This window comes from Mycobacteroides franklinii, from assembly GCF_002013895.1.
In the GTDB taxonomy this organism is placed as follows: Bacteria; Actinomycetota; Actinomycetes; order Mycobacteriales; family Mycobacteriaceae; genus Mycobacterium; species Mycobacterium franklinii.
Genome location: NZ_MAFQ01000010.1, coordinates 114993 through 138940, shown reverse-complemented (window position 1 = coordinate 138940; position 23948 = coordinate 114993). Strand labels below are relative to the sequence as shown.

General features: G+C 65.1%; 21 protein-coding genes, 1 tRNA gene and 1 pseudogene. 21 read left to right on the top strand and 2 right to left on the bottom strand.

Annotated elements, in window-relative coordinates; genetic code table 11:
* Positions 1–9 precede the first annotated feature (9 nt).
* On the bottom strand, positions 10–1668 hold the full coding sequence (locus B4393_RS18140; protein ID WP_078335263.1) for an ABC-F family ATP-binding cassette domain-containing protein: 1659 nt from the start codon (positions 1666–1668) through the stop codon (positions 10–12).
* Positions 1669–2021: 353 nt separating this feature from the next.
* On the opposite strand from B4393_RS18140, the gene B4393_RS18135 reads away from it, so the two are divergent.
* The 19 genes and pseudogenes from B4393_RS18135 (at position 2022) to B4393_RS18045 (ending at position 20105) form a co-directional block, all read left to right on the top strand.
* A complete protein-coding gene (locus B4393_RS18135) occupies positions 2022–2657 on the top strand; it encodes a hypothetical protein (protein ID WP_070939779.1) in 636 nt (211 codons plus the stop codon).
* Positions 2650–3654: an HAD-IIA family hydrolase gene (locus B4393_RS18130; RefSeq protein ID WP_078335262.1), complete on the top strand. Its 1005-nt coding sequence runs from the start codon at positions 2650–2652 to the stop codon at positions 3652–3654. The genes B4393_RS18135 and B4393_RS18130 overlap by 8 nt, the downstream gene beginning before the upstream one ends.
* Positions 3655–3703: 49 nt before the next feature.
* Positions 3704–3913, top strand: a complete 210-nt coding sequence (locus B4393_RS18125; RefSeq protein ID WP_078335261.1) for a hypothetical protein — start codon at positions 3704–3706, stop codon at positions 3911–3913.
* 2 nt (positions 3914–3915) lie between these two features.
* Positions 3916–4722: a TlyA family RNA methyltransferase gene (locus B4393_RS18120; protein ID WP_078335260.1), complete on the top strand. Its 807-nt coding sequence runs from the start codon at positions 3916–3918 to the stop codon at positions 4720–4722.
* Positions 4719–5639, top strand: a complete 921-nt coding sequence (locus B4393_RS18115; protein ID WP_078335259.1) for an NAD kinase — start codon at positions 4719–4721, stop codon at positions 5637–5639. The genes B4393_RS18120 and B4393_RS18115 overlap by 4 nt, the downstream gene beginning before the upstream one ends.
* A gap of 2 nt (positions 5640–5641) precedes the next feature.
* The gene (recN, locus tag B4393_RS18110; protein ID WP_078335258.1) at positions 5642–7402 is read left to right on the top strand and encodes a DNA repair protein RecN; all 1761 of its coding nucleotides are present in this window, start codon (positions 5642–5644) and stop codon (positions 7400–7402) included.
* Between the two features lie 139 nt (positions 7403–7541).
* Positions 7542–8726, top strand: coding sequence for a putative cytokinetic ring protein SteA (gene steA, locus B4393_RS18105; RefSeq protein ID WP_078335257.1), 1185 nt, complete (start codon positions 7542–7544; stop codon positions 8724–8726).
* Positions 8727–8733: 7 nt separating this feature from the next.
* Positions 8734–9678, top strand: coding sequence for a copper transporter (locus B4393_RS18100; RefSeq protein ID WP_078335256.1), 945 nt, complete (start codon positions 8734–8736; stop codon positions 9676–9678).
* A 132-nt stretch (positions 9679–9810) separates the two neighbouring features.
* Positions 9811–11490, top strand: a pseudogene (locus B4393_RS18095) (CTP synthase); the annotation flags it as partial.
* 19 nt (positions 11491–11509) lie between these two features.
* Positions 11510–12154, top strand: coding sequence for an NUDIX domain-containing protein (locus B4393_RS18090; protein ID WP_078335254.1), 645 nt, complete (start codon positions 11510–11512; stop codon positions 12152–12154).
* Between the two features lie 38 nt (positions 12155–12192).
* On the top strand, positions 12193–13164 hold the full coding sequence (gene xerD / locus B4393_RS18085; RefSeq protein WP_078335387.1) for a site-specific tyrosine recombinase XerD: 972 nt from the start codon (positions 12193–12195) through the stop codon (positions 13162–13164).
* A 171-nt stretch (positions 13165–13335) separates the two neighbouring features.
* Complete coding sequence (locus B4393_RS18080; RefSeq protein WP_070939789.1) at positions 13336–14217, top strand: ParA family protein; 882 nt, start codon at positions 13336–13338, stop codon at positions 14215–14217.
* Positions 14214–15092 carry a segregation and condensation protein A gene (locus tag B4393_RS18075; RefSeq protein WP_078335253.1) on the top strand — a complete coding sequence of 293 codons (879 nt, stop codon included), beginning with the start codon at positions 14214–14216 and terminating at the stop codon, positions 15090–15092. The genes B4393_RS18080 and B4393_RS18075 overlap by 4 nt, the downstream gene beginning before the upstream one ends.
* Positions 15089–15865, top strand: coding sequence for an SMC-Scp complex subunit ScpB (scpB, locus tag B4393_RS18070; RefSeq protein ID WP_078335252.1), 777 nt, complete (start codon positions 15089–15091; stop codon positions 15863–15865). The genes B4393_RS18075 and scpB overlap by 4 nt, the downstream gene beginning before the upstream one ends.
* 4 nt (positions 15866–15869) lie before the next feature.
* A complete protein-coding gene (locus tag B4393_RS18065; protein WP_070939791.1) occupies positions 15870–16610 on the top strand; it encodes a pseudouridine synthase in 741 nt (246 codons plus the stop codon).
* Positions 16611–16618: 8 nt separating this feature from the next.
* Positions 16619–17290, top strand: a complete 672-nt coding sequence (gene cmk / locus B4393_RS18060) for a (d)CMP kinase (RefSeq protein ID WP_109558488.1) — start codon at positions 16619–16621, stop codon at positions 17288–17290.
* Complete coding sequence (der, locus tag B4393_RS18055) at positions 17287–18687, top strand: ribosome biogenesis GTPase Der (protein WP_078335250.1); 1401 nt, start codon at positions 17287–17289, stop codon at positions 18685–18687. Before cmk ends, der begins: the two co-directional genes overlap by 4 nt.
* A gap of 201 nt (positions 18688–18888) precedes the next feature.
* Entirely contained in the window at positions 18889–19455 is a 567-nt protein-coding gene (locus B4393_RS18050; protein ID WP_070939794.1) for a LysM peptidoglycan-binding domain-containing protein, read from the top strand.
* 576 nt (positions 19456–20031) lie between these two features.
* Positions 20032–20105, top strand: a tRNA-Pro gene (locus B4393_RS18045).
* Between the two features lie 114 nt (positions 20106–20219).
* On the opposite strand, the gene B4393_RS18040 is transcribed toward B4393_RS18045, so the two are convergent.
* On the bottom strand, positions 20220–21359 hold the full coding sequence (locus B4393_RS18040) for a GGDEF domain-containing protein (protein WP_109558477.1): 1140 nt from the start codon (positions 21357–21359) through the stop codon (positions 20220–20222).
* Positions 21360–21855: 496 nt separating this feature from the next.
* On the opposite strand from B4393_RS18040, the gene B4393_RS18035 reads away from it, so the two are divergent.
* A complete protein-coding gene (locus B4393_RS18035) occupies positions 21856–23175 on the top strand; it encodes an AbrB family transcriptional regulator (RefSeq protein WP_157901290.1) in 1320 nt (439 codons plus the stop codon).
* A gap of 111 nt (positions 23176–23286) precedes the next feature.
* Positions 23287–23946: a VIT1/CCC1 transporter family protein gene (locus B4393_RS18030; protein ID WP_109558489.1), complete on the top strand. Its 660-nt coding sequence runs from the start codon at positions 23287–23289 to the stop codon at positions 23944–23946.
* The last annotated feature ends 2 nt before the right edge of the window (positions 23947–23948 follow it).

The window sequence follows — 23948 nt, the reverse complement described above, 5'->3', positions numbered from 1 at the left end:
CTAGGTCCGCTATGCCCACTGGGGTTCAACGGATTCCTTCACCTTGCCGTCCTCACCGAAGATGAGGAAGCGGGTGAAGCTCCGCGCAAACCATCGGTCGTGAGTGACCGCGATGACCGTGCCGTCGAAGGCCGTCAGTGCGTCCTCCAGCGCCTCCGCCGAGTGCAGGTCGAGGTTGTCGGTCGGCTCATCGAGCAGCAGCAGCGTTGAGCCCATCAGCTCCAGCAGCAGGATCTGAAAGCGGCCCTGTTGTCCGCCGGACAGCGAGCCGAAGGTCTGCTCGGCGGATGCCGCCAACCCGTAGCGGTCCAGGATTCGTGACGCCTGCTCGCGCCCGTATCCGGCGCGCCTCTCGTCCCCGTGATGCAGGATGTCCAGCAGTGTGCGGTCCATCAGTCCCACATGATGGTGCGTCTGCGCGAACCAGCCGGGACGTACCCGCGCACCCAACCGGAGTCGTCCGCCGTGGCGCACCGGTTCGGGAATCATCTCGCCAACCGGCAGCTGATCCTGCTCCGGGTCGGTGCCGCCGCAGGCCAGCAGCCGCAGGAAATGTGACTTGCCGGTTCCGTTACCGCCCAATACCGCGACCCGGTCGCCGTACCACAGCTCGGCATCGAATGGGCTTGTGAGGCCGGTCAATTCGAGATTGTCCGCGATCACGGCACGTTTGGCGGTGCGTCCGCCTGCAAGACGCATGCGCACGTTCTGCCGCAATGGCACTGCTTCGGGCGGCCCCGCCTCGTCGAACCGGCGCAGCCGGCTCTCGGCAGCCTGCAGCCGGCTGGCCATATCGGAGTTGTAGGCCGCCTTCTGCCGGTACATCAGCACCAGATCGCGCAGCGCCGCCCGCTGTTCGTCCCAGCGGCGATGCAATTCGGCGAGTTTGGCATTGCGGTCCGCGCGGGCCTGGTGGTACGTCGCAAACGAACCCGGATGCACCCACAAGGTCGATCCGGACCGCGTGGGTTCCAGCGTGGCGACCTGTCCGGCCGCGCGATTGATCAGCTCGCGGTCGTGGCTGACGAACAGGACGGTCTTCGGAGACTCGGCGAGCTTCTCCTCGAGCCAGCGCTTGGCCGGGACATCGAGATAGTTGTCGGGCTCGTCGAGTAGCAGCACCTGGTGGGGTCCGCGCAGCAGCGATTCGAGGACCAGCCGCTTCTGCTGACCTCCGGAAAGCGTGTTGACCCCGCGAAATCTGGCCAGCTCGTAGGGAATTCCGAGCGCGGCCATGGTGTGCACGTCACATTCGGTCTCGAACTCGTAGCCACCCACATCGGCCCAGTCGGCTAGTGCTTGCGCGTATTTGAGCTGATCGGGCTCGCTGTTGCGCTCCATGAGCACCAGCTCCGCACGGTCCAGGCGCTCGGCGGCCAACCTGACGCGATCGGGCGCCACCGATAGCAGTAGATCGCGGACCGTCGAATCGTCACGAACCGATCCGATGAACTGCCGCATCACCCCGAGCTGCCCGCCACGGGTTACGGCTCCGTCGTGTGGATCGGCATCGCCGGCGATGATGCGCAACAGTGTCGTCTTGCCGGTCCCGTTGGGGCCGATCAACGCCGTTTTACTGCCCTCACCCACGCGCAGGCTGACGTCGTGAAGTAGTGCTCTGCCGTCCGGGAGGTGGTAGCCGATGGCATCGAGCTGCACATGGCTCATGACGCCTAGTCTGCGGAACCGGTCACATAGATCGCCACCGCATTTCCGGCGGAGGGCTCGCTACCGGCATACTCGCGCTATAGAAGGAGGTGCCCGTGGACCAGCGAGGACCCAGGCAGCAGGGCCCGAGAAGGCAAGGCCCGAGTCGGCCCGCACGCGATTCGGGTGCCCAGCGCGACGACCGCGGCGGTGGCTCTGCACGTCCACACCGGTCGGATGAGCGCGGCGGCGAGCGCCGTCAGCGTTCCGACGAGCGCGGCGGTGACCGCCCGCGGCGCGATCAGGGACCGCGCCCCCGGCGCACCGATGACCGACCGGCTCCACGAAACTTCGGCCCCGTCATTCCCGACGAGGTGGAGGCCAAGCAGCTCGCTCCGGATGTCCGCGCCGAATTGCTCAGTCTCGACAAGAACACCGCGGAGACGGTGGCCCGGCATCTGGTGACCGCCGGGAACCTGCTGGACGAGGACCCCGAGACCGCTCTTGCGCATGCCAAGGCCGCCAAGAGCCGTGCGGCCCGCATCGCGGCTGTCCGTGAGGCACTCGGCATCGCCGCGTATCACTGCGGAGATTGGGCGCTGGCGTTGTCGGAACTGCGTGCGGCCAAGCGCATGGGCACCCGCTCACCGCTGCTGGCGCTGATCGCCGACTGCGAACGGGGAGTGGGGCGGCCCGAACGCGCTCTTGAGCTCGCCCGCGGAGATGAGGCCAAGGCCCTCACCGGCGACGCCGCCGACGAACTGCGCATCGTCACCGCCGGAGCGCGTGCCGATATGGGGCAGCTCGATCAGGCGCTGGCGGTGCTCTCCACTCCGGCACCGGATCCCAAGCGTGTCGGCGTGGTCGCGGCGCGGCTGTTCTACGCCTACGCGGACATCCTGTTGGCACTGGATCGCAAACCCGAAGCAGTGCAATGGTTCTTGCACGCCGCCAATGCCGATGTCGAGGGCCACACGGACGCCGAGGATCGGGCCGCCGAACTTGCCTGACACACTCGCCGGCTCGTACGACTGCCTGCTCCTTGACCTTGACGGCACCGTGTTCCGGGGTGCCGAACCCACCCCCAACGCGATTGCGTCCTTGGCGGCCGCAGGCGATGCCCGGCAGCTGTACGTCACCAACAACGCCAGCCGGTCCGCACCCGAGGTGGCCGAACACCTGACCTCTCTGGGTTTCACCGCGGCCCCGGGCGACGTTGTCACGAGTGCGCAAAGCGCGGCCAGACTGCTCGCCGAGACACTCGGGCGTGATGAGGCGGTACTCGTGGTCGGTACCGACGCGCTGGCGGCCGAGGTGGCCGCCGTCGGCCTCACGCCGGTGCGCAGCTTCGACGAGGACCCCCGTGCTGTCGTGCAGGGACATTCGCCGGACACCTGCTGGACGACCCTCGCTGAGGCCGCCCTGGCCATCCGGGCGGGTGCGTACTGGGTAGCGGCCAATGTCGACGCGACGCTGCCGACCGAGCGGGGTCTGCTACCCGGAAACGGGTCGATGGTCGCCGCGCTGCGCACCGCCACCGATGCCGATCCGGTAGTGGCCGGCAAGCCGGGGCGCGCACTCATCCAGGACGCGTTAGCGCGCGGCAGCTTCACCCGGCCCCTCGTGGTCGGCGATCGCCTCGATACCGACATCTCCGGGGCCAATGGTGCGGGCCTGCCCAGCCTCATGGTGCTTACCGGTGTGAACAGCGCCATCGACGCGATCTGGGCGGACAGCACGCACCGGCCCACGTTCTTGGGAGCGGATTTGAGTGCTCTGCATCTCCCGCTGGCCGATGTGCGAATCGAGTCGAAGCCGTCGTGGCAGGTCTCCGTGGCGGCAGATCAGGTGTCGGTCGGGTCCATCGACGCCACCGGATCACCTTTGTCGCTGGCCCAGGCGCTGGCGGCTGCGGTCTGGGGGACCGCTCCAGCCCCTGCCATCAGGCCTATCGTGGCCACCGATGACCTGGCTGAACACGCCTTGCAGCAGCTTTCTGCCGGATAGTGTGTCGTCGGCCCGGCCACGTCGGGGAGATCCACTAGCCTTGAGCGCGATGACCACCCCAAACGATGTCGCGCGCCAGACCACCGGACCTGACCCCGATGAGGTCAGGTCTCAGGTAGAGGCGCTGCTGGCTCAGCTCGACCAGCACACCGGCGCGGGCGAAACCGAGGCCGAAGTGGACCTGGAGAACCAGGCTCAGGTCCTTGAGCAAGCCCATGAGGTGTTGGTCCGAGCACTGGAATCCGCGGAGCAAGGATAGCCATGGCCCGGCACGCCAGGGTCGACGCAGAGTTGGTGCGCCGCGGGCTCGCTCGTTCTCGTCAGCAGGCTGCTGAACTGATCGAGGCGGGCCGGGTCCGTATCGATGGCATACCTGCCGCCAAAGCTGCCACCGCGGTCCCCGCGACGGCTTCCCTTGTGGTGCAAGGGGAGTCCGAGGACCGCTGGGTCTCGCGTGGTGCCCACAAACTCCTCGGAGCTCTTGACGCCTTTGGGCCACAAGGACTTTCCGTCGACGGCAAGCGATGCCTGGATGCCGGCGCCTCCACCGGCGGATTCACCGAGGTGCTACTGCGGTCCGGCGCCCGCGAGGTGGTCGCGGCCGATGTCGGATATGGCCAACTGGCGTGGTCGCTGCAGTCCGACGACCGCGTCACCGTTCTCGATCGAACCAACGTTCGCACCCTGACGCCCGAATTGATCGGCGGCCCCGCGCAGGTAATCGTCGCCGACCTGTCCTTCATATCGCTCGCACTGGTGCTTGATGCCCTGATTTCCTGCGCCACATCCGATGCCGACATTCTGCCGATGGTCAAGCCCCAGTTCGAAGTGGGCAAGGAGCTCGTCGGTACCGGCGGTGTGGTGCGCGATCCGCAGTTGCGCACCGATGCCGTCATCTCCGTCGCCCGTCGTGCTCGGTCCCAGGGCTGGTTCACCGCGGGTGTGACGGCCAGCCCGCTGCCGGGGCCGTCCGGAAACGTCGAGTACTTTCTGTGGCTGCGCAAGACAGATTCCGAGGTGGATGTCGAGGCAGCCGTCGCCGACGCCGTGTCTAGGGGACCTCAGTGAACGATCGCAAAATCCTGCTTGTCGCACATACCGGCCGCGATGAGGTGACTGAAACCGCCCGCCGTGTCGCGAAGATATTGGGGGAGAACGGCATAACGCTGCGGGTGCTCACCGCCGAGGCCATTGATCGCGGACCCGTGCACTTGGACCCCTCCGAGTTCCGCTCGCTCGGTGTCGATGTGGAAGTCGTCGACGCCGATCAGGACGCGGCCACCGGCTGCGAACTGGTACTGGTACTGGGCGGGGACGGCACCTTCCTGCGGGCCGCCGATCTCGCGCGCAGTGCTACCGCCCCCGTGCTCGGTATCAACTTGGGCCGCATCGGTTTTCTTGCCGAGGTCGAGGCCGAGGCCATCGATGCGGTGCTCAATCACGTCGTGGAAGGCACGTACCGCGTCGAGACCCGGATGACGTTGGACGTTCAGGTCCGTATCGGCGGCGAGGTGAAAGAACGCGGCTGGGCGCTCAACGAGGTCAGCATCGAAAAGGGTCCCCGGTTGGGGGTGCTCGGCGTGGTGCTGGAGGTGGACGCCCGCCCGGTCTCGGCCTTCGGATGCGACGGGGTACTGGTCTCGACGCCGACAGGATCAACCGCGTACGCGTTCTCGGCGGGCGGACCGGTCGTCTGGCCTGATCTGGACGCGATCCTTGTGGTGCCCAACAATGCGCACGCCCTGTTCGCCCGGCCCATGGTGATCAGTCCCGCGTCCACCGTCGCCGTCGAGATCGAAGCCGATGGGCACGACGCACTCCTGTTCTGTGATGGCCGCCGAGAAATCAGGGTGCCCCCGGGGGGACGCGTCGAAGTTGTCCGCGGTCATCAGCCGGTGCTGTGGGCACGCCTGGACAGCAAGCCTTTCGCGGACCGGATCGTCCGTAAGTTCCATTTGCCCGTCAAGGGCTGGCGGGGAAGGTAATCGTGCTCACCGAGATTCGCATCGAGTCCCTCGGCGCCATACCGGCGGCCACCGCGGAGTTCGACAGTGGGCTGACCGTGCTGACCGGCGAGACCGGCGCCGGCAAGACGATGGTGGTCACCAGCCTTCACCTGCTCGGCGGGGCGCGCGCCGACGCAAACCGGGTGCGGGCGGGCGCCGATCGCGCCGTGGTCGAGGGCCGATTCCTGACCGCCGATCCGCTGGGTGCCGAGCCTGTGGACGTCACCGAGGTACTGGATTCCTCGGGGGCACAACGCGACGACGACGGCAGCGTGATCGCCGCCCGGTCGGTGACCTCCGATGGCCGCTCGCGGGCATATCTTGGCGGGCGCAGCGTGCCCGCCAAGTCGCTGGCCAGCTTCACCGCGGGGCTGCTCACGGTGCACGGCCAGAACGACCAGCTGCGGCTGATGCGCCCGGAGCAGCAGCTCGCCGCCCTCGACAGGTTCGCAACGGAGAGCATCGAGGCGTTGCTCACCACCTACCGCAAGCGGCGGGAGGAATGGCTCACCGCCCGGCGTGATCTGATCGACCGCACCAACCGAGCGCGTGAACTCGCCCAGGAGGCGGATCGGCTAGGGTTCGCGCTCAACGAGATCGATACGGTCGACCCCAAACCGGGGGAGGACGACCAGCTGACCGCCGACATACATCGGCTGTCTGAACTCGATGCCCTGCGTGATGCGGCGGCCTCGGCACATGGGGCGCTGGCCGGAGCCGATACGGAGGGTGAGGCTGGCGATTCCTATTCGGCCATCGATCGCATCGCGAAGGCCAAGGCGCTGCTGGATGCCACCGACGACGCGGCCCTGCAGGCGTTGGCGCCACAACTTGCCGAGGCGCTCGCAGTGGTCAGCGACGTCTCCCGCGAGCTGACCGCCTTCACTGACGAATTGCCCAGCGATGCAAGCACGCTCGAAGAGAAGCTGGCCCGCCAGGGGCAACTTCGCACGCTGACCCGCAAGTATGCCGCCGACCTCAACGGAGTGATCGCCTGGGCGCAGGAAGCACGCACCAGGCTCGCCGAGGTCGATACCTCCGAGGAAACGCTAGCCGCCCTCTCGCAACGCGTAGATCGGCTCGCCGGTGAACTGGCTACCGCGGCAACGGGTCTGACCAAAGCCCGCACCAAAGCCGCCAAGGCGTTGGGTAAGGCAGTCACCGCCGAGCTGGCCGGTCTGGCGATGGACCGCGCCGCGTTCACCATTGCCGTCGAGCCGATTCCGGCCCGGGCCGACGATTCGGCGCCGCTGACGCTGCCGTCCGGGCAGGCTGTGCACGCCGGATCATCGGGTACCGACGCCGTCGAGTTCGGGTTCGCCGCGCATCGCGACAACCCCATGCTGCCGCTGGCCAAGAGCGCCTCCGGTGGCGAGCTGTCCCGCGTGATGCTGGCGCTGGAGGTGGTACTTGCCGCCTCGACAGTCGGCACCACCATGGTGTTCGACGAGGTGGATGCCGGTGTTGGCGGGCGCGCGGCCGTCCAGATCGGGCGACGATTGGCCAGGCTGGCCCATACCCACCAGGTGATCGTGGTGACCCACCTGCCGCAGGTGGCGGCATTTGCCGATATTCACCTCACCGTTGACCGTGTGAGCAGCAAGGGCAGCGGTGTCCGCCGCCTCGACGACGAGGACAGGGTCGCCGAGCTGGCCCGCATGCTTGCCGGTCTGGGCGACTCTGACACCGGCCGAGCGCACGCTCGCGAGCTGCTCGACGCCGCCCGTGCCGAGCGCGCCTAGTAGCACTGTTCGCACCCCGCCCGAACAGGCAATACGTCCTATTCGCGGCGATAAACCAGGGGTGCTGGAGTGACTAATGTGACAGGTGTTACGGCGCGCCTCCACAGGCTAGCGGGGGCTCGGCGTCATGATCACCCCTATGAACTTGACCACGATGCTCACTCGAAGCAGCAGCTCCCGGCCTGGCATCGTCGGAACGGTACGCACTGACAGGGACATCAACCGGCTGCTGCAGCGCCTCAACCCAGGCGATATCGCCGTCATCGACATTCTCGATCTGGACCGCATCACGGCGGACGCCCTGGTCGATGCGCGCGTCAGCGCGGTGGTGAACGTCTCACCGTCGATCTCGGGCCGCTATCCGAACCTCGGCCCCGAGGTGCTCGTGGCCAACGGCATCACCCTCATCGACAGCATCGGGCCCGATGTCTTCAAGAAGGTCAAGGACGGCTCGACGGTCCGGGTGCACAACGGCGGCATCTACAACGGCGACCGGCGCCTCATCGCCGGAACCCCGCGCACCGACGCGGACGTCCACGATTTGATGACCGAGGCCAAGACCGGTCTCGTCGCCCACCTGGAAGCATTCTCGGGTAACACCATTGAGTTCATCCGCAGCGAAAGCCCGCTGCTGATCGACGGCATCGGCATCCCGGACGTCGATATCGATCTGCGCAACCGCCATGTTGTCGTCGTGTCCGATGGTGTTGGCGCCGCGCATGATTTGAAGAACCTCAAGCCGTTCATCAAGGAGTACCAACCGGTTCTCATCGGCGTCGGGACCGGAGCAGACATCCTCCGCAAGGCCGGGTACCGGCCACTCATCGTGGTGGGGGACCCGCTGCTGATGAGTAACGACGTACTGAAATCCGGTGCGCAGGTTGTTCTTCCCGCCGATGCTGACGGGCACGCCGCCGGCCTGGAGCGCATCCAGGACCTGGGAGTCGGTGCGGTGACATTCCCGGCTGCCGGTTCTGCCGCCGACTTGGCGCTGCTGCTGGCCGACCATCACGGGGCATCTCTGATCGTCACCGTGGGGCATTCGGCATCGATCGAAGAGTTCTTCGATCGCGAACGCCAGCAGTCCAATCCGTCGACCTTCCTGACTCGTCTCAAGGTCGGCGCCAAGCTGGTCGATTCCAAAGCCGTTGCGACGCTGTACCGCAACCGGTTCTCCGGCGGGGCGATTGCCCTGTTGATCCTGGCGGTGCTGGTGGCAGTGATCACCATGCTGTGGGTCACCAGCGCGGGCGACAGTGCAGCCGAATGGCTGCTTGCCTACTGGAACCGGTTGACGATCTGGGTGCAGAACCTGGTCAGCTGAGTTACTCGTGATTACCCTGCGTCAGCACGCGATATCTCTCGCTGCGGTTTTCCTCGCCCTTGCGGTGGGCGTCGTACTCGGTTCCGGTCTACTCAATGACACGTTGCTTTCCGGTCTGCGCGAGGACAAACGCAGCCAGCAGCGGCAGATCGAAGACCTGAACCAGGCCAAGAACGCACTCAACGAAAAGCTCAACGCGGCAAGTAATTTCGATGCCACCATGGCTCCCCGCATGGTTAAGGACGCGCTCGTCGATCGCAAGGTGGTTCTGATCACCACGCCGGAGGCCGACCGCTCCGATGTAGACGGCATCGCCCAGCTCATCGCGACCGCCGGCGGCTCGGTATCGGGCCGGATCGGGCTGACCGATCAGTTCACCGACGCTAATCAGGGTGAACGGCTGCGCACCATCGTGAACTCGTCGATCCTGCCCGCGGGAACGCAGCTGCGCACCGATGTGGTCGATCAGGGATCGCAGGCTGGCGACCTGGTGGGCATCGTGTTGCAGGTCCCCTCGCATAAGCCAGAAGAACCGGTACCTCCGGTGACCGATGAGCAGCGGAACACCGCGCTGTCGGCACTACGCCAAAGCGGATTCATCACCTACACCGATGGCCAGGTGGCAGCGGGGAACCTCGCAGTGGTGGTAACGGGGGGAGCACTACCGGACGACGCCGGGAACAAGGGCTCCACCGTGGCGCGATTCGCCGCCGCATTGGATCGGCGGGGCTCGGGCACGGTACTGACCGGGCGCAGCGGCTCCGCCAACGGCATCGCGGCGATCGCGGTAACCCGTGCCGACGGGTCCATGGCTTCCGCGGCGAGCACCGTCGACGATATCGAGATGGCCTCGGGCCGCATCACCGCCGTTCTGGCCCTGCGTGAACAGGCCGACGGGCACTCGGGCCGGTACGGGCTTGGTCCGGGAGCTACTTCCATCACCGTCCCCTAAAAGGGATCTAGCCCACACTGCGCGGCGTGTTCGCCGCCGGTTGTCGGCGTATTTGTTAGGGTGAGGTTCCGTGGGTCAGCAGGGCCCCGAGCGAGTCAGAATTGCCCTGCAGCAGTCGTCACGGGAGCCTTCTTGCCAGGTCTACGCAAGCATCCTCAATCCGCCACTCGGCATCTGTTTGTCAGCGGCGGAGTCGCCTCCTCGCTCGGCAAGGGGCTAACCGCCTCCAGCCTCGGGCAACTTCTCACCTCGCGCGGTTTGCAGGTGACGATGCAGAAGCTCGACCCGTACCTCAACGTGGATCCGGGCACCATGAACCCGTTCCAGCACGGTGAGGTCTTCGTCACCGAGGACGGTGCGGAGACCGATCTCGATGTCGGGCATTACGAGCGTTTCCTGGACCGCGACTTGTCCGGGTCGGCGAATGTCACTACCGGGCAGGTCTATTCGTCGGTGATCGCCAAGGAACGGCGCGGCGAGTACCTCGGCGACACCGTCCAGGTGATTCCGCACATCACCGACGAGATCAAGAGCCGCATCCTGGCCATGGCCGAACCCAATGAAAAGGGAGAACGGCCCGACATCGTCATCACCGAGATCGGCGGCACCGTCGGCGATATCGAGTCGCAGCCGTTCCTTGAGGCGGCGCGGCAGATCCGCCATGACGTCGGCCGCGACAACGTGTTCTTCCTGCACGTCTCGCTGGTGCCGTATTTGAAGCCGTCCGGCGAGCTCAAGACCAAGCCGACCCAGCACTCCGTCGCCGCCCTGCGCAGCATCGGTATCACCCCCGATGCCTTGATCTTGCGCTGCGACCGGGAGGTGCCCGAGCCACTCAAGAACAAGATCGCCCTGATGTGCGACGTCGACGTCGACGGTGTCATCTCCACGCCGGATGCCCCGTCGATCTATGACATCCCCAAGGTGCTGCATCGCGAGGAGCTCGACGCCTACGTGGTGCGCCGGCTGAACCTGCCCTTCCGCGACGTTGACTGGACCGAGTGGGGCGATCTGCTGCAGCGCGTCCACGAGCCCAGCGAGTCGGTGCGAATCGCCCTGGTGGGCAAGTACATCGACCTACCCGATGCGTATCTTTCGGTCACCGAGGCGCTCCGCGCGGGCGGTTTCCGGCACCACACCAAGGTCGATATCAAGTGGGTGCCGTCGGACGACTGTGAGACCGAGACCGGCGCGCAGACCGCGCTCGGAGATGTCGACGGGGTGCTGATTCCCGGTGGTTTCGGTATCCGGGGTATCGAGGGCAAGCTCGGTGCCATCCGGTACGCCCGCAAGCGGCGCATCCCGATACTCGGTCTGTGCCTTGGATTGCAGTGCATGGTCATCGAGGCGGCACGGTCGGCGGGCCTCGCCGATGCCAACTCCGCCGAGTTCGATCCCGACACCCCCAGCCCGGTGATCGCCACCATGGCCGATCAGGTGCGGGCCGTCGCGGGCGAGGCGGACCTGGGCGGAACGATGCGCCTCGGTGCCTATCCCGCCGTCCTGGAGCCCGATTCCATCGTGGCCGAGGCGTACGGCAGCACCGAGGTATCCGAGCGGCACCGGCATCGCTACGAGGTGAACAACCCCTACCGCGACAAGATTGCCGAGAGCGGTCTGCGGTTCTCCGGGACCTCGCCGGACGGGCACCTGGTGGAATTCGTGGAATACCCGCGCGATGTCCACCCCTTCGCGGTGGCGACCCAGGCACACCCGGAGCTCAAGAGTCGCCCCACCCGTCCGCACCCCCTGTTCAGCGCGTTCATTCGCGCTGCCATGGAATACAAAGCGGCCGAACGGCTTCCGCTAGAACCGGACATGGATCCCGACAGTGAGTAGCAGGACTTCCGGGGAGGGCGAACGCCACAATTTCGTCACCCTGGAGTCCGAGCCCATCTACATGGGCGGCATTCTGGCGCTGCGCCGCGATCGGGTGGCCATGCCAGGGGGCGGTAGCGCCATCCGTGAGGTCATCGAGCACTACGGGGCGGTGGCGGTCGCTGCCATCGACGAGGTCGGCCGGGTCGCGCTGGTGTATCAGTACCGCCACCCGCTGGGACGCCGTCTGTGGGAGCTACCCGCCGGGCTGCTCGATATCGCGGGCGAGGACACCCAGCGGGCCGCCGCACGCGAACTGCTGGAGGAAACCGGTGTCGAGGCCACCACCTGGCGGGTGCTCGTGGATGCCGCCGCGTCCCCCGGATTCACGGACGAGGTGGTCAGGGTGTTCCTGGCAACCGGGTTGTCGCACCCGGGTCGTGGGGAAAGCCATGACGAAGAGGCCGACATGACGGTGCATTGGGTGCCGCTGGCGGAGGCGGTGTCCATGGTGCTCGCCGGCGAGGTGGTCAATGCCATTGCGGCGGCGGGCATTCTGGCCGCACACATCGCACTGGAGGGTCACCACACCCGCCCCGTGGACGCCCCGTGGCCGGACCGGCCCACGGCCTTCACGGAACGCAAGGAACGTAGTTGAACCGCGCGCTTGCCGCCGACTCTTCGCCCGAGGTGGGGGTGGTACCTCCCTGCGGGGGCCTCGTCGCTGGGCTCCTTGACGGCGAGATCCAGTCCTACCTGGATCACCTCGACGTGGAACGCGGCGTAGCCGCCAACACGCTCAGCTCGTACCGTCGGGACCTGCGCCGCTATCACCAGCATCTCGCCGATCGCAAGATCGGCCGACTTGCCGACGTATCCGAACCCGATGTCAGCGACTTCGTGGTGACACTGCGGCGGGGTGATCCCGAGAACGGGGTGCCGGAGCTGTCCGCCTCTTCGGCGGCCCGCGCGTTGATCGCCGTGCGGGGGCTGCACCGGTTTGCGGCCATCGAAGGGCTCGTACCGACCGATGTCGCTCGGGCCGTGAAACCGCCGACCCCCAACCGGCGGCTGCCCAAGAGCCTGACCGTCGAGCAGGTGGAGGCGCTGCTGGCCGCGGCAGGTGGCGGTGTCGGAAGCGCCTCTGACGGGCCTCTTGATCTGCGCAACCGTGCGCTGCTTGAGCTGCTGTATTCCACCGGTGCGCGCATTTCCGAGGCGGTGGGGCTCGATGTCGACGATGTGGATGTCCAGGCCCGTTCTGCGCTGCTCTGGGGCAAGGGCGGTAAGCAGCGGCTGGTGCCGGTGGGGCGGCCTGCTGTCGAGGCACTTCAGGCCTATCTGGTGCGAGGTCGTCCAGATCTGGCGCGCCGCGGTCGTGGTGGTGTTCCCGCACTGTTCCTGAACTCGCGGGGCGGGCGATTGTCCCGTCAGAGCGCATGGCAGGTGTTGGCCGATGCCGCCGAGCGGGCCCAGATCAGCGCGGCGGTTTCCCCGCACACCCTGCGGCATTCCTTTGCAACACATCTCCTGGAGGGCGGTGCCGACGTCCGTGTGGTCCAGGAGTTGCTCGGCCACGCCTCGGTGACGACCACTCAGATCTACACGCTGGTCACGGTGAGCTCGCTACGCGAAGTGTGGGCAGGTGCGCATCCCCGTGCCCGTTAGTGGCCACCGCATGGTCTTCAGACAGGCTCCTCAGCGACCACATGCGCGGGTTGCCGCTACCGAAGGCCGCAACCCCACTAGACTTGCCCGAATGCCTTCGATAAGGCCCCCACAAGTGGGCGAGACCCCCAGCGTTCGCGCACAGGGTCGAGTAGATGACCGGGAGGTGACGTGACAGACGGCAGTCTCGACTCTGACTTCCCCGCCGAAGACGGCGACCTTGATCTCACCGGTCGTCCTCCCAAAGACATTCCCGAGCCGAAGCCGCTGACAACTCATGGGCCGGCCAAGGTCATCGCGATGTGCAACCAGAAGGGCGGGGTGGGTAAGACCACGTCGACCATCAATCTGGGTGCCGCATTGGCCGGGTACGGCCGACGGGTACTGCTCGTCGACCTCGACCCGCAGGGCGCCCTGTCGGCCGGTTTGGGAATCGCCCACCACGAGCTGGAAACCACGGTGCACAACCTGCTGGTGGAGCCCAGGGTGTCAGTCGACGATGTGCTGATGCGCACCCGCGTCGAGGGACTGGACCTGATTCCCAGCAACATCGACCTCTCCGCGGCCGAGATTCAGCTGGTCAACGAGGTGGGCCGGGAACACTCGTTGGCCCGGGCGCTGCACCCGGTGCTGGACCGCTACGACTACGTGCTCATCGACTGCCAGCCGTCGCTGGGGCTGTTGACGGTGAACGCGCTGGCCTGTTCCGAGGGCGTGGTCATCCCGATGGAGTGCGCGTTCTTCTCGCTGCGCGGGCTGGCCTTGCTCACCGACACCGTGGCCAAGGTGCGTGACCGGCTCAACCCCAAACTGTCGGTGTCCGGCATCGTCATCACCATGTTCGATGCCCGCACCCTGCATGCGCGTGAGGTGATGGCCAGGGTCATCGAGGTGTTCGGCGATCAGGTCTTCCACACCGTCATCACCCGCACCGTCCGCTTCCCGGAGACGAGCGTGGCGGGGGAGCCGATCACCACGTGGGCCCCTAAATCCTCCGGCGCACAGGCATACATCTCGTTGGCTCGCGAGGTAATCGACCGGTTCGAATCGTGACTGCTGGTGTGGACCAGGAGCCGGATGTCGTCGAGACCGCTGCGGAGCCTGTGGCGCCCGACGCCGCACCGGTGCCCGATGCCGCTGACGCGCGCGGTTTCCGCATTCGACTCACGAACTTCGAGGGCCCGTTCGATCTGCTGTTGCAGCTGATCTCTCAGCATCGGCTTGACGTCACCGAGGTGGCGTTGCACCAGGTGACCGACGAATTTATCGCGTACACCAAGACGCTGGGCGATACCTACAGCCTCGATGAGGTGACGGCTTTCCTGGTGGTGGCGGCCACACTGCTGGATCTCAAGGCGGCGCGGCTGCTGCCCTCGGGCCAGGTGGATGACAACGACGACCTGGCGCTTCTGGAAATCCGGGACCTGCTGTTCGCGCGGCTGCTGCAGTACCGGGCCTTCAAGCACGTGGCAGAGATGTTCGCCGAGCTCGAGGCTGCGGCCCTGCGCTCGTACCCGCGCGCGGTGGCGCTGGAGGAGCGCTTCAGCGAGCTGTTGCCGCCGGTGCACCTGGGGCTCGATGGGGATCAATTCGCCCAGCTCGCCGCCGGTGCGTTCAGCCCGCGACCGGTGCCGACGGTGGGACTGAGTCATCTGCATATTCCCCGTGTCTCGGTGCCCGAGCACGCCAAGCGGATGGTCGAGCTGCTCGCCGAACGTGGCGCGGGACAATGGATGACGTTCACCGAGCTGGTGGCCGAATGCTCGGTGCCCCTCGAGATCGTGGCCCGCTTCCTGGGCGTGCTCGAGCTGTACCGCTCCAAGGCGGTACTATTCGAGCAATCCGAACCGCTTGGACCGCTCCAAGTTTCATGGACCGGTGAGCGCCCGGCGCAGGATGATCTAGAAAAGGCAGTGGACTACACATGAGCGAGCAGACGATCGCTGTCGAAGACCCGGAAAAGTCCACCGAACCCGACACCCCCGAGGAGTCCGGCCCACAGGAGTCCGTCGAGGACGCATCTGGTGAGGTGGAATCAGGCGATGACGAATTCGTCCCGATGGGCGAGGACGAGCTCATCAGCACCCTCGAGGCGCTGCTGCTGGTGGTCGACACGCCCATCACTGCCGCATCCGTGGCCTCCGTCGTTGCTCAGCCGCTGGACCGCGTAGCCGAAGCCCTGCAACGGATTTCCGAGATTCTGACCGATCGCAGTAGCGGCATCGATCTGCGTGAAACCGCCGATGGCTGGCGCATGTACACACGCGCCCGGTACGCCCCGTATGTCGAGAAGCTGCTGCTCGACGGGGCACGTTCCAAGCTCACCCGCGCCGCGCTGGAAACCCTCGCGGTGGTGGCCTATCGGCAGCCGGTGACGCGATCACGTGTCAGCGCGGTCCGCGGTGTCAATGTCGACGCCGTCATGCGGACCCTGCTGATGCGCGGGCTGATCGCCGAGGCCGGCACCGACGACGACTCCGGTGCGGTGATGTTCCGCACCACCGAGCTGTTCCTGGAGCGGCTCGGGTTGACGTCGCTGTCCGACCTGCCTGATATCGCGCCGCTCCTTCCCGATATCGATGTGATCGATGACCTATCCGAAAACCTCGGCGACGAGCCGCGGTTCGCGCGACTCAACCGGACACCCGGCGAGGGCGCTGGATCTGATGCCGCGCCCGCCTTTACCGTTGATCAGGACTGAAATCATGAGCGAAGAGGGTATTCGGCTTCAGAAGGTGTTGTCGCAAGCGGGAATTGCGTCACGCCGGGTGGCCGAGCGGATGATCTACGACGGTCGCGTCGAAGTAGACGGCGTGATCGTCACCGAGCAGGGCAAGCGAATCGATCCGGCTGTCAACGTCGTTCGGGTCGATGGCGCACGCGTGATCATGAACACCGACCTGGTGTATCTGGCGCTCAACAAGCCACTGGGCATGCTCTCGACCATGTCGGACGATCGCGGCCGCCCCTGCATCGGCAAGTTGATCGAGGAGCGCGTCCGGAGCAACCAGGGTGTCCGCAACGTGGGACGCCTCGACGCTGAAACCGTCGGACTGATCCTGCTCACCAATGACGGGGAGCTGACCCACCGGCTCATGCACCCGTCCTACGAGGTGCCCAAGACGTACATCGCGACCGTGGCAGGTTCGGTTCCGCGCGGCTTGGGCAGGCAGTTGCGCGACGGCGTCGAACTCGCCGACGGCCCTGCCAAGATCGACGAGTTCAAGTTCCTGGGCACCACCGACGGCCAGACCATGGTGCAGCTGACCCTGCATGAGGGCCGCAACCGTATTGTGCGCCGGATGATGGACGCCGTGGGCCACCCTGTGGTGGAGTTGGTGCGCATCAAGATTGGCGAGGTCACGCTGGGCAATCAACGTCCCGGCAGCCTGCGCGCCCTGGGCCGCGACGAGATTGCCTCGCTCTACAAGATGGTGCGGCTGTGACGCGCCTCGTGGTGGCCATCGACGGCCCTTCCGGTACCGGAAAGTCTTCAGTGGCCAAGGAATTGGCGCGCCAGCTGGGCGCGGCCTATTTGGACACCGGGGCGATGTACCGGATCGTGACACTGTGGGCGCTGCGGGCCGGGGTCGATCTCACCGATCCCGCGGCCATCTCCGCGGCCACCGCGCAGGTCCCCATGTCCGTGGGCTCCGATCCCGACGAACAGACAGCCCTGCTTGCGGGAGAGGATGTTTCGATCCCGATCAGAGGCACCGAGGTCACCGGCGCGGTCTCGGCAGTGTCCGCGGTACCGGCGGTCCGTGAACGATTGGTGCGGCAGCAGCGCGAGCTGGCCGACGGTAGTGGCGCCGTGGTGGTTGAGGGCCGCGATATCGGCACCGTGGTGCTGCCAGATGCTGACGTGAAGATCTATCTCACCGCATCGGCACAGGCGCGGGCACAGCGCCGCAATACCCAGAACGTCTCCGGCGGCGGCGCCGACGAGTATGAACAGGTGCTTGCCGATGTGCAGCGCCGGGACCATCTGGACTCCACCCGAGCCGTGTCGCCGCTGCGTCCAGCCGAGGATGCGGTGGAGGTCGATACCAGCGATATGACACAAGAACAGGTCGTGGCCCACCTGCTGGACCTGGTGCAGACTAGGGCAGGGGCGTCTCGATGACCGATGGCACGTGGGAAGACGAAAGTGAGTGGGAACTCACCGAATTCGACACAGACGAGGGAGCCGACGAACCCAGCGCCCCGCCCGCGGTGGTAGCGGTGGTCGGTCGGCCGAACGTGGGCAAGTCGACGCTGGTGAACCGGATCATCGGCCGGCGCGAGGCCGTCGTCCAAGACATTCCCGGTGTGACCCGGGACCGCGTCTCGTATCCGGCCGAGTGGCTCGACCGCCGCTTCACGGTGCAGGACACCGGTGGCTGGGAGTCCGATGCAACCGGGCTACAACAGCTCGTCGCCGAACAGGCGCGCCACGCCATGGCCACTGCGGACCTGATCATCCTCGTGGTGGACGCCACGGTGGGCGCAACCTCTACCGACGAAGAGGCCGCCAAGCTACTGCGCCGCTCTGGTAAGCCAGTCTTCCTGGCGGCCAACAAGGTTGACAGCGATCGCGCCGAGGCCGATGCCGCGGTGCTGTGGTCGCTGGGACTGGGAGAGCCGTCTCCGATCAGTGCCATGCACGGCCGCGGAGTGGCGGACCTGCTCGACCGCGTGGTCGCCGATCTGCCCGAGATTTCGTCACGAGGATCGGGGGAGGGCGGCCCGCGACGGGTCGCTCTGGTCGGAAAACCGAACGTGGGCAAGAGTTCTCTGCTGAACCGCCTCTCGGGCGATCAGCGGGCGGTGGTTCATGACACCGCGGGTACAACCGTCGATCCGGTAGATACCTTGATCGAACTCGGCGACAAGACATGGCGTTTCGTCGATACCGCGGGCTTGCGCCGCAAGGTCGGACAGGCCTCCGGGCACGAGTACTACGCGTCGCTGCGTACTCATGGCGCCATCGAGGCGGCCGAGGTTGCCATCGTCCTTCTGGATGCATCCCAGCCCATCACCGAACAGGACCAGCGCGTGCTGTCGATGGTGGTCGAAACGGGGCGGGCATTGGTACTGGCGTTCAACAAATGGGATCTCGTGGATGAGGACCGCCGCGACCTCCTTGAACGTGAAGTAGACCTTCAGCTTTCGCAGCTCAATTGGGCGCAACGCGTGAACATTTCAGCCAAAAGCGGACGGGCCGTCCAGAAGCTTGTACCGGCGCTGGAGTCTGCGCTGGATTCCTGGGACAGGCGAATTTCCACCGGTCAGCTCAATACCTGGATCAAGGAAGTGGTTGCCGCTACACCACCTCCGGTGCGCGGAGGAAAGCAGCCGCGAGTGTTGTTCGCCACCCAGGCCACTTCACGACCTCCTACATTCGTGTTGTTCACCACCGGCTTCCTCGAGGCCGGGTACCGCAGATTCCTGGAGCGCAGGTTGCGCGAGACCTTCGGCTTTGACGGAACCCCCATCCGGATCAATGTCCGAGTGCGCGAAAAGCGCAGTCCCAAGCGCTAACTGACAGTGAGATGGCAACGGGCACAAGCTAAAAGACCTCTTGCACATTGCCTTCTCAGGTTCCGTTCACCGAATATTCGCGCTCGTGTTGTGATCTACCCGATCCGAATCGCCCACTTTTTCGGTTTGCCGACCTAGGCTGGTTTCACCGTCTACCATCCTGCGGCGGTATCAAAACCACCTACCGAAAGGCGCAACACAGTGGCGGACACACTCACCCAGGGCCAGAAGCTGGACTCGGGACAGAGCCTCACCTCGAACAATGGCGCGTACACCCTGACTCTGCAGGATGACGGCAACCTCGTGCTGACCGACGGCGGCAGCCCCGTGTGGGCTTCCGACAGCAGCGGACACTCCGCTGGCCGCGCAGAGGTGCAGAGCGATGGCAACTTCGTCGTATACGACAACGGTGGTGGCGCGCTGTGGAGCAGCAACACCGAGGGTCGCTCCGACGTGAAGCTGGTTCTGCAGGACGACCGCAACCTGGTGCTGTACTCGGGCGCTGACTCCGTGTGGTCCTCGGGCACCCAGACCGACACCCCGGTGGCCGCGGCCCCCGAGTCCGTCGAGGTCGCTCCTGCGGCCGTGGAGGAGCCCGCTCCTGCCCCGGAGCCCCGCACCTACACCGTTGAGTCCGGCGACACCCTGTGGGCCATCGCCGAGCGCTTCTACGGCGACGGAAACCAGTACCAGAAGATCGCCGACGCAAGCGGCATCGACAACCCGGATCTGATTCAGCCGGGTCAGGTTCTGACCATTCCGGAGTAGTCTCGCCGGCTTGAGCGAGAAGCTCGATCTAAGCCTCTTGGCCCCATCGGCCCCGTCGGATTAATCCCTGGCGGGGCCGATGTCGTTCACTCCTGCCGGTAGCTGTCCCGGTGATGGAACCAATTGATACGGGGGATAGGGGTCCCGCACCGGCCCGAAGGTTCAGCGCTCAGCACGGAAGTCGGGGCCAGCTCCGCCACATCCCGTACGCGCCCTAACATGCCCCGCCGCAAGCTCATTGACGAGTCCGTGGGTTGCCGCGGGAATACACCGCATGACGGTTTCCACATCACGCAGAATGGCGAGGCGCTCCTAGCGGGTGAGCATGTACACGTCGAGATCGGACAGGGCGGCGACCGCAGCGGCGAGGTCCGCAAGGATACGGCTCGCGCCGGCGCCCATTGTCGAACCCATGTTCGAATTCAGTTCCGCCACTCCGACGAGTAGATGTCAAATGTTTTGGATCATTCGCTTGTGACACAAGTGATTTCGAGAATCGCGTGCAGCTGGGGGGAATCCGAGTTCAGAATCCGGCCAGACCTACGGTAGGCTTCCGTCTGCTGCTCATAGCGGCGGCGGGCTGTGGCGCAGCTTGGTAGCGCACTTGACTGGGGGTCAAGTGGTCGCAGGTTCAAATCCTGTCAGCCCGACAATAAAACCACCTGGTGACAGGTGGTTTTACTGCACTTTGGGGATCTGCCTGGCGCTCTTGCTGACCACCACTGAAATCAAGGGCATTTCGTGCGCCCCTGTTTCACGGTCGGCTAAAGCCCCAGGCCCCGTCGGCGCGCAGAGATTGCCCCGGCGATCGTGCGGCGCTCGATGAGATTGACTCCTTCTGATGTCACGCGTCTTTTCACGGCGTACATGGCGCTGTCGGCCTTGACGAGTAAGTCCGCAACCACTGCGGCCAGCGACAACGGCGCGCTGTCGTCAGCGCGCGAGAGTTCTTCGGATGCGACCCCGACGCTGGCATCCACCGGGGGCGCATCGTCGGCGAGAGCGTCTTCGACCGCACGTTGGTAGTCCAGTACACGGTTTGAGTCGACAATGGCGACAACACTGAACTCGTCTCCGCCAAGCCGGACCAGCCATGTGTCGGGACCAGCCAATGTCTGCAGTAGTCGAGCCGTTTTCCTCAGTACCTGGTCACCTGCCTGGTGACCGTGATTGTCATTGATCGATTTAAATCCGTTCAGATCGATCGCGGCGACTACGGCGTGTTTGCCGATTGTTCCACCAGCCCAGTTGGCACAGGCTTGCTGAAGGCCACGGCGATTGAGGAGGCCGGTCAGTTCGTCGTGGCGGGCGAGGCGATCCTTGTCGCGGGCGGATTCGGTGAATTGAGCCATTCCCGCGTAGATAGCCCAGGCGGCGACCGCGTTGACCAAGATCACCGTCGCTACGGTCGTGATCAGTGCAGGAGTGCTGGAATCTCCGCGAATAATCGCGCCACCTACCGTCAGGCCCGTTGCAAGCGCAGTCGCGGCCGCTTGTAGCGCCATCGCCAGCCGTCCGTGAAACGCGAACGCGTAGGTGTTAGCGGCCACCAGCCACACCAGCTTGAGAAACGCGATGCCCGTTTGGGTCACGACGCAGACACCAACCGTGATGGCTACGTCGCAGTACACGACGTAAGCGACAGACTCCGCGTAGGTGATGGGTCTTTTGAGGGCGTACCGGATGCCCCATGCGAATGCGGGAATCGAAATAGCAAGGCAGACGACCGGGACTGTGGACATGCCTTCGAAGGCCAGCGTTATCGCCGCCGCACCAATACCCGGCGCGCAGATCGCCGTGAGGAGCCAAACGGGGCGCAGCAGCCGAATCCCATCCAGGGTCTCGGTACGGGCCGCATAAATCTCTTCCGCCCGATCGCGGAAGCTCATGACATGGCTAGACATGTATCCGCCTAGAAATCGATACTTCGTTTACTGACCGCCGGCCACCCGAACCGGACTGTGGTCATCCGTCCGAGTCAGCCAGCGACATCGTAACCATGTTCCGTGTCCGCGCGCTCTGGCACCGTCGCTGCACGTGAACGAGGGAAACCGGACCAGTGACGCAGGATGAGGCGGGCATCGAGCGCAACGGAATGAAAATAGAGCGGCCAGCCCAGGTCTTCCGTAGTTCGTAGTTAGCCTCAGTCACAGCGGCACCGCGAGGACGAAAGGGCGACCGTCATTGCCAGAGCCCCACCACGACGCCATCAACGTGAACTTTGAGACATCCCGGCCCTGGCCGCCTGACACGGCCAGCCGGCGAAGATCCAACGAATAGGCAGTTCCCACATAGTCGACAAACGGGACCACCGGCACGGAACACACTGCGGACGTGGATGATTCCCCCTCCAGTACCGCGTGTCAAAGGCATATGCCATGGGTATCAGGGAGTCACGGAATGAGCGCTCTGCACTCACGGACATCGAATAGCGTTCTCTCGCAGCAGCTTTTATGCGTGAAGATATCTATCGCATTTCATCGGGCCTGCCAATGCTTGAGGTTGTTCTCAGGGGACTCACAGCCGCATGCCTGCAGTATTCAGCCCATGGGCACGAGACCTGGGTCGGAATCCGTCAAGCAGTGGCTGCTTTTGGCCGCTATCACTGCGGCACTGACATCGGTCTTCTCGATAGCGAATGTGCCGGCCGCGCCACTGGTCGCCGGTACGCTTTCGGCTGCCGCGTTGGCGCTATTGTCACGGGGACCGAACGTGCTAGCTTCAAGCATAGTCCAAGTGACACAAGGCATTTTGGGCATACATTTGGTGACACTGGTTCATCGGGATCAACTGATGACGGTCTTCCCGCAATTGCCGTGGATAGTCACTGGGGCCATCGCAACGCTGGCGATATCTGCTGCCGGCGGCTTTGCGCTGCATCGCGTGCACCATGCCCATGTGGGTCGACCGACCGCCATCTTGGCGAGTATCGCGGGCGGTTCAACCAGCCTGACCACGCTGGCCAAAGATGCTGGGGGAGAAGCCAGCATCGTCGCCTCTCTGCAGTACCTGAGGGTGATAGCTGTAACGCTCAGCCTTCCTGCCGTCGTCTACATTCTTTCTTCAGGAGCGAGCGCAGACGGCGGATTGGTGTCGGGCGGAAATCCAAACCGCATGAGCTTCAGCGATTTTGCGTTAGCAGCCGCGGTTGCAAGCTGCGGTTACGCGCTGGGCAGGGCGGCGCGGCTGCCATCTGCGGCCTTGTTGGGGCCGATGATTTTGGGTCTGACGTTGGAAATCGTCGGCGTAATACCAGAATTGCGGCTGCCCGGATATGTTGCAGTCCTCGCGTTCGGGGTGATTGGCTGGCAAGCAGGCCTGAGGTTCACGGTCAACACGGTAAAGAAGATCGCGGCAATGCTGCCGACGGCTACCGCGCTAGTCGCTGTCCTCATCGTAGCGAGCTGCATCATCGGCTGGCCGTTGGCGAGACTAGACGGCGGGACGGTACTGGATGGATACTTGGCGATGTCGCCGGGTGGAATCTACGCCGCCACAGAGACTTCCGCGAACTACAGCGGCGACGTGGCGGTAGTCGCAGTCGCCCAGGTGACACGAATCTTCTTGATCACATTGCTCACTCCACTCATCGCCGCGCTGTTGTCTCGGCTAAGTGGCCGAAAACGGGCCACCTTGACGTCTTTCCCCACAATGCCCCCAGTCGGTCGCCGGCCTCAGGCGCCAACTCGCCCTGCTTCGCCGGCATGGAGCAGCAAGTAAGTATGTACTGCCTTGCTAGACAACACTGTTCATAGCTGTTTAGGTGGCGGTGTGGCCAAGTCATTGATCGCCCATTCCGCCGAACCTCATGTCTCGGGCGCTGGCGGCAAACTGAACTGGTTGCGCGCGGGTGTATTAGGTGCCAACGACGGCATTGTGTCTATTGCGGGCATCGTGGTCGGGGTTGCGGCAGCGACGCTCGAACGAGCGCCCATCTTCACCGCGGGTGTCGCCGGAGTTGCGGCAGGAGCTGTCTCGATGGCCCTCGGGGAATACGTCTCGGTCAGCACTCAACGTGACACCGAGCGAGCGTTGTTGGATAAGGAACGCCAGGAACTACATGAGCTGCCGGACGAAGAACTCGATGAACTCGCCGCGATCTACGAGTCAAAAGGTCTGTCGCGCGGAACGGCTCGGCAAGTAGCAACCGAGCTCACCGCCCACGATGCGTTTGCCGCCCATGCCGAGGCTGAGTTGGGAATCGATCCGGATGAGCTCGCCAACCCCTGGCAGGCCGCGCTATCGTCGGCCATATCGTTTCTGACCGGCGCACTGCTGCCGCTGATCGCGATCTTGGCTCCTCCGCCGGCGTGGAGAATTCCGACCACTGTGGTAGCAGTCTGCTTGGCGTTGGTGTTGACCGGCTGGATCAGCGCCACCATCGGTCACGCCGACCGCACCAGGGCAATACTGCGGGTCACAATTGGCGGGTTGATCGCCATGGCGGTCACCTATCTGATCGGAACACTCGTCGGTCATACCGTGACGTAAGC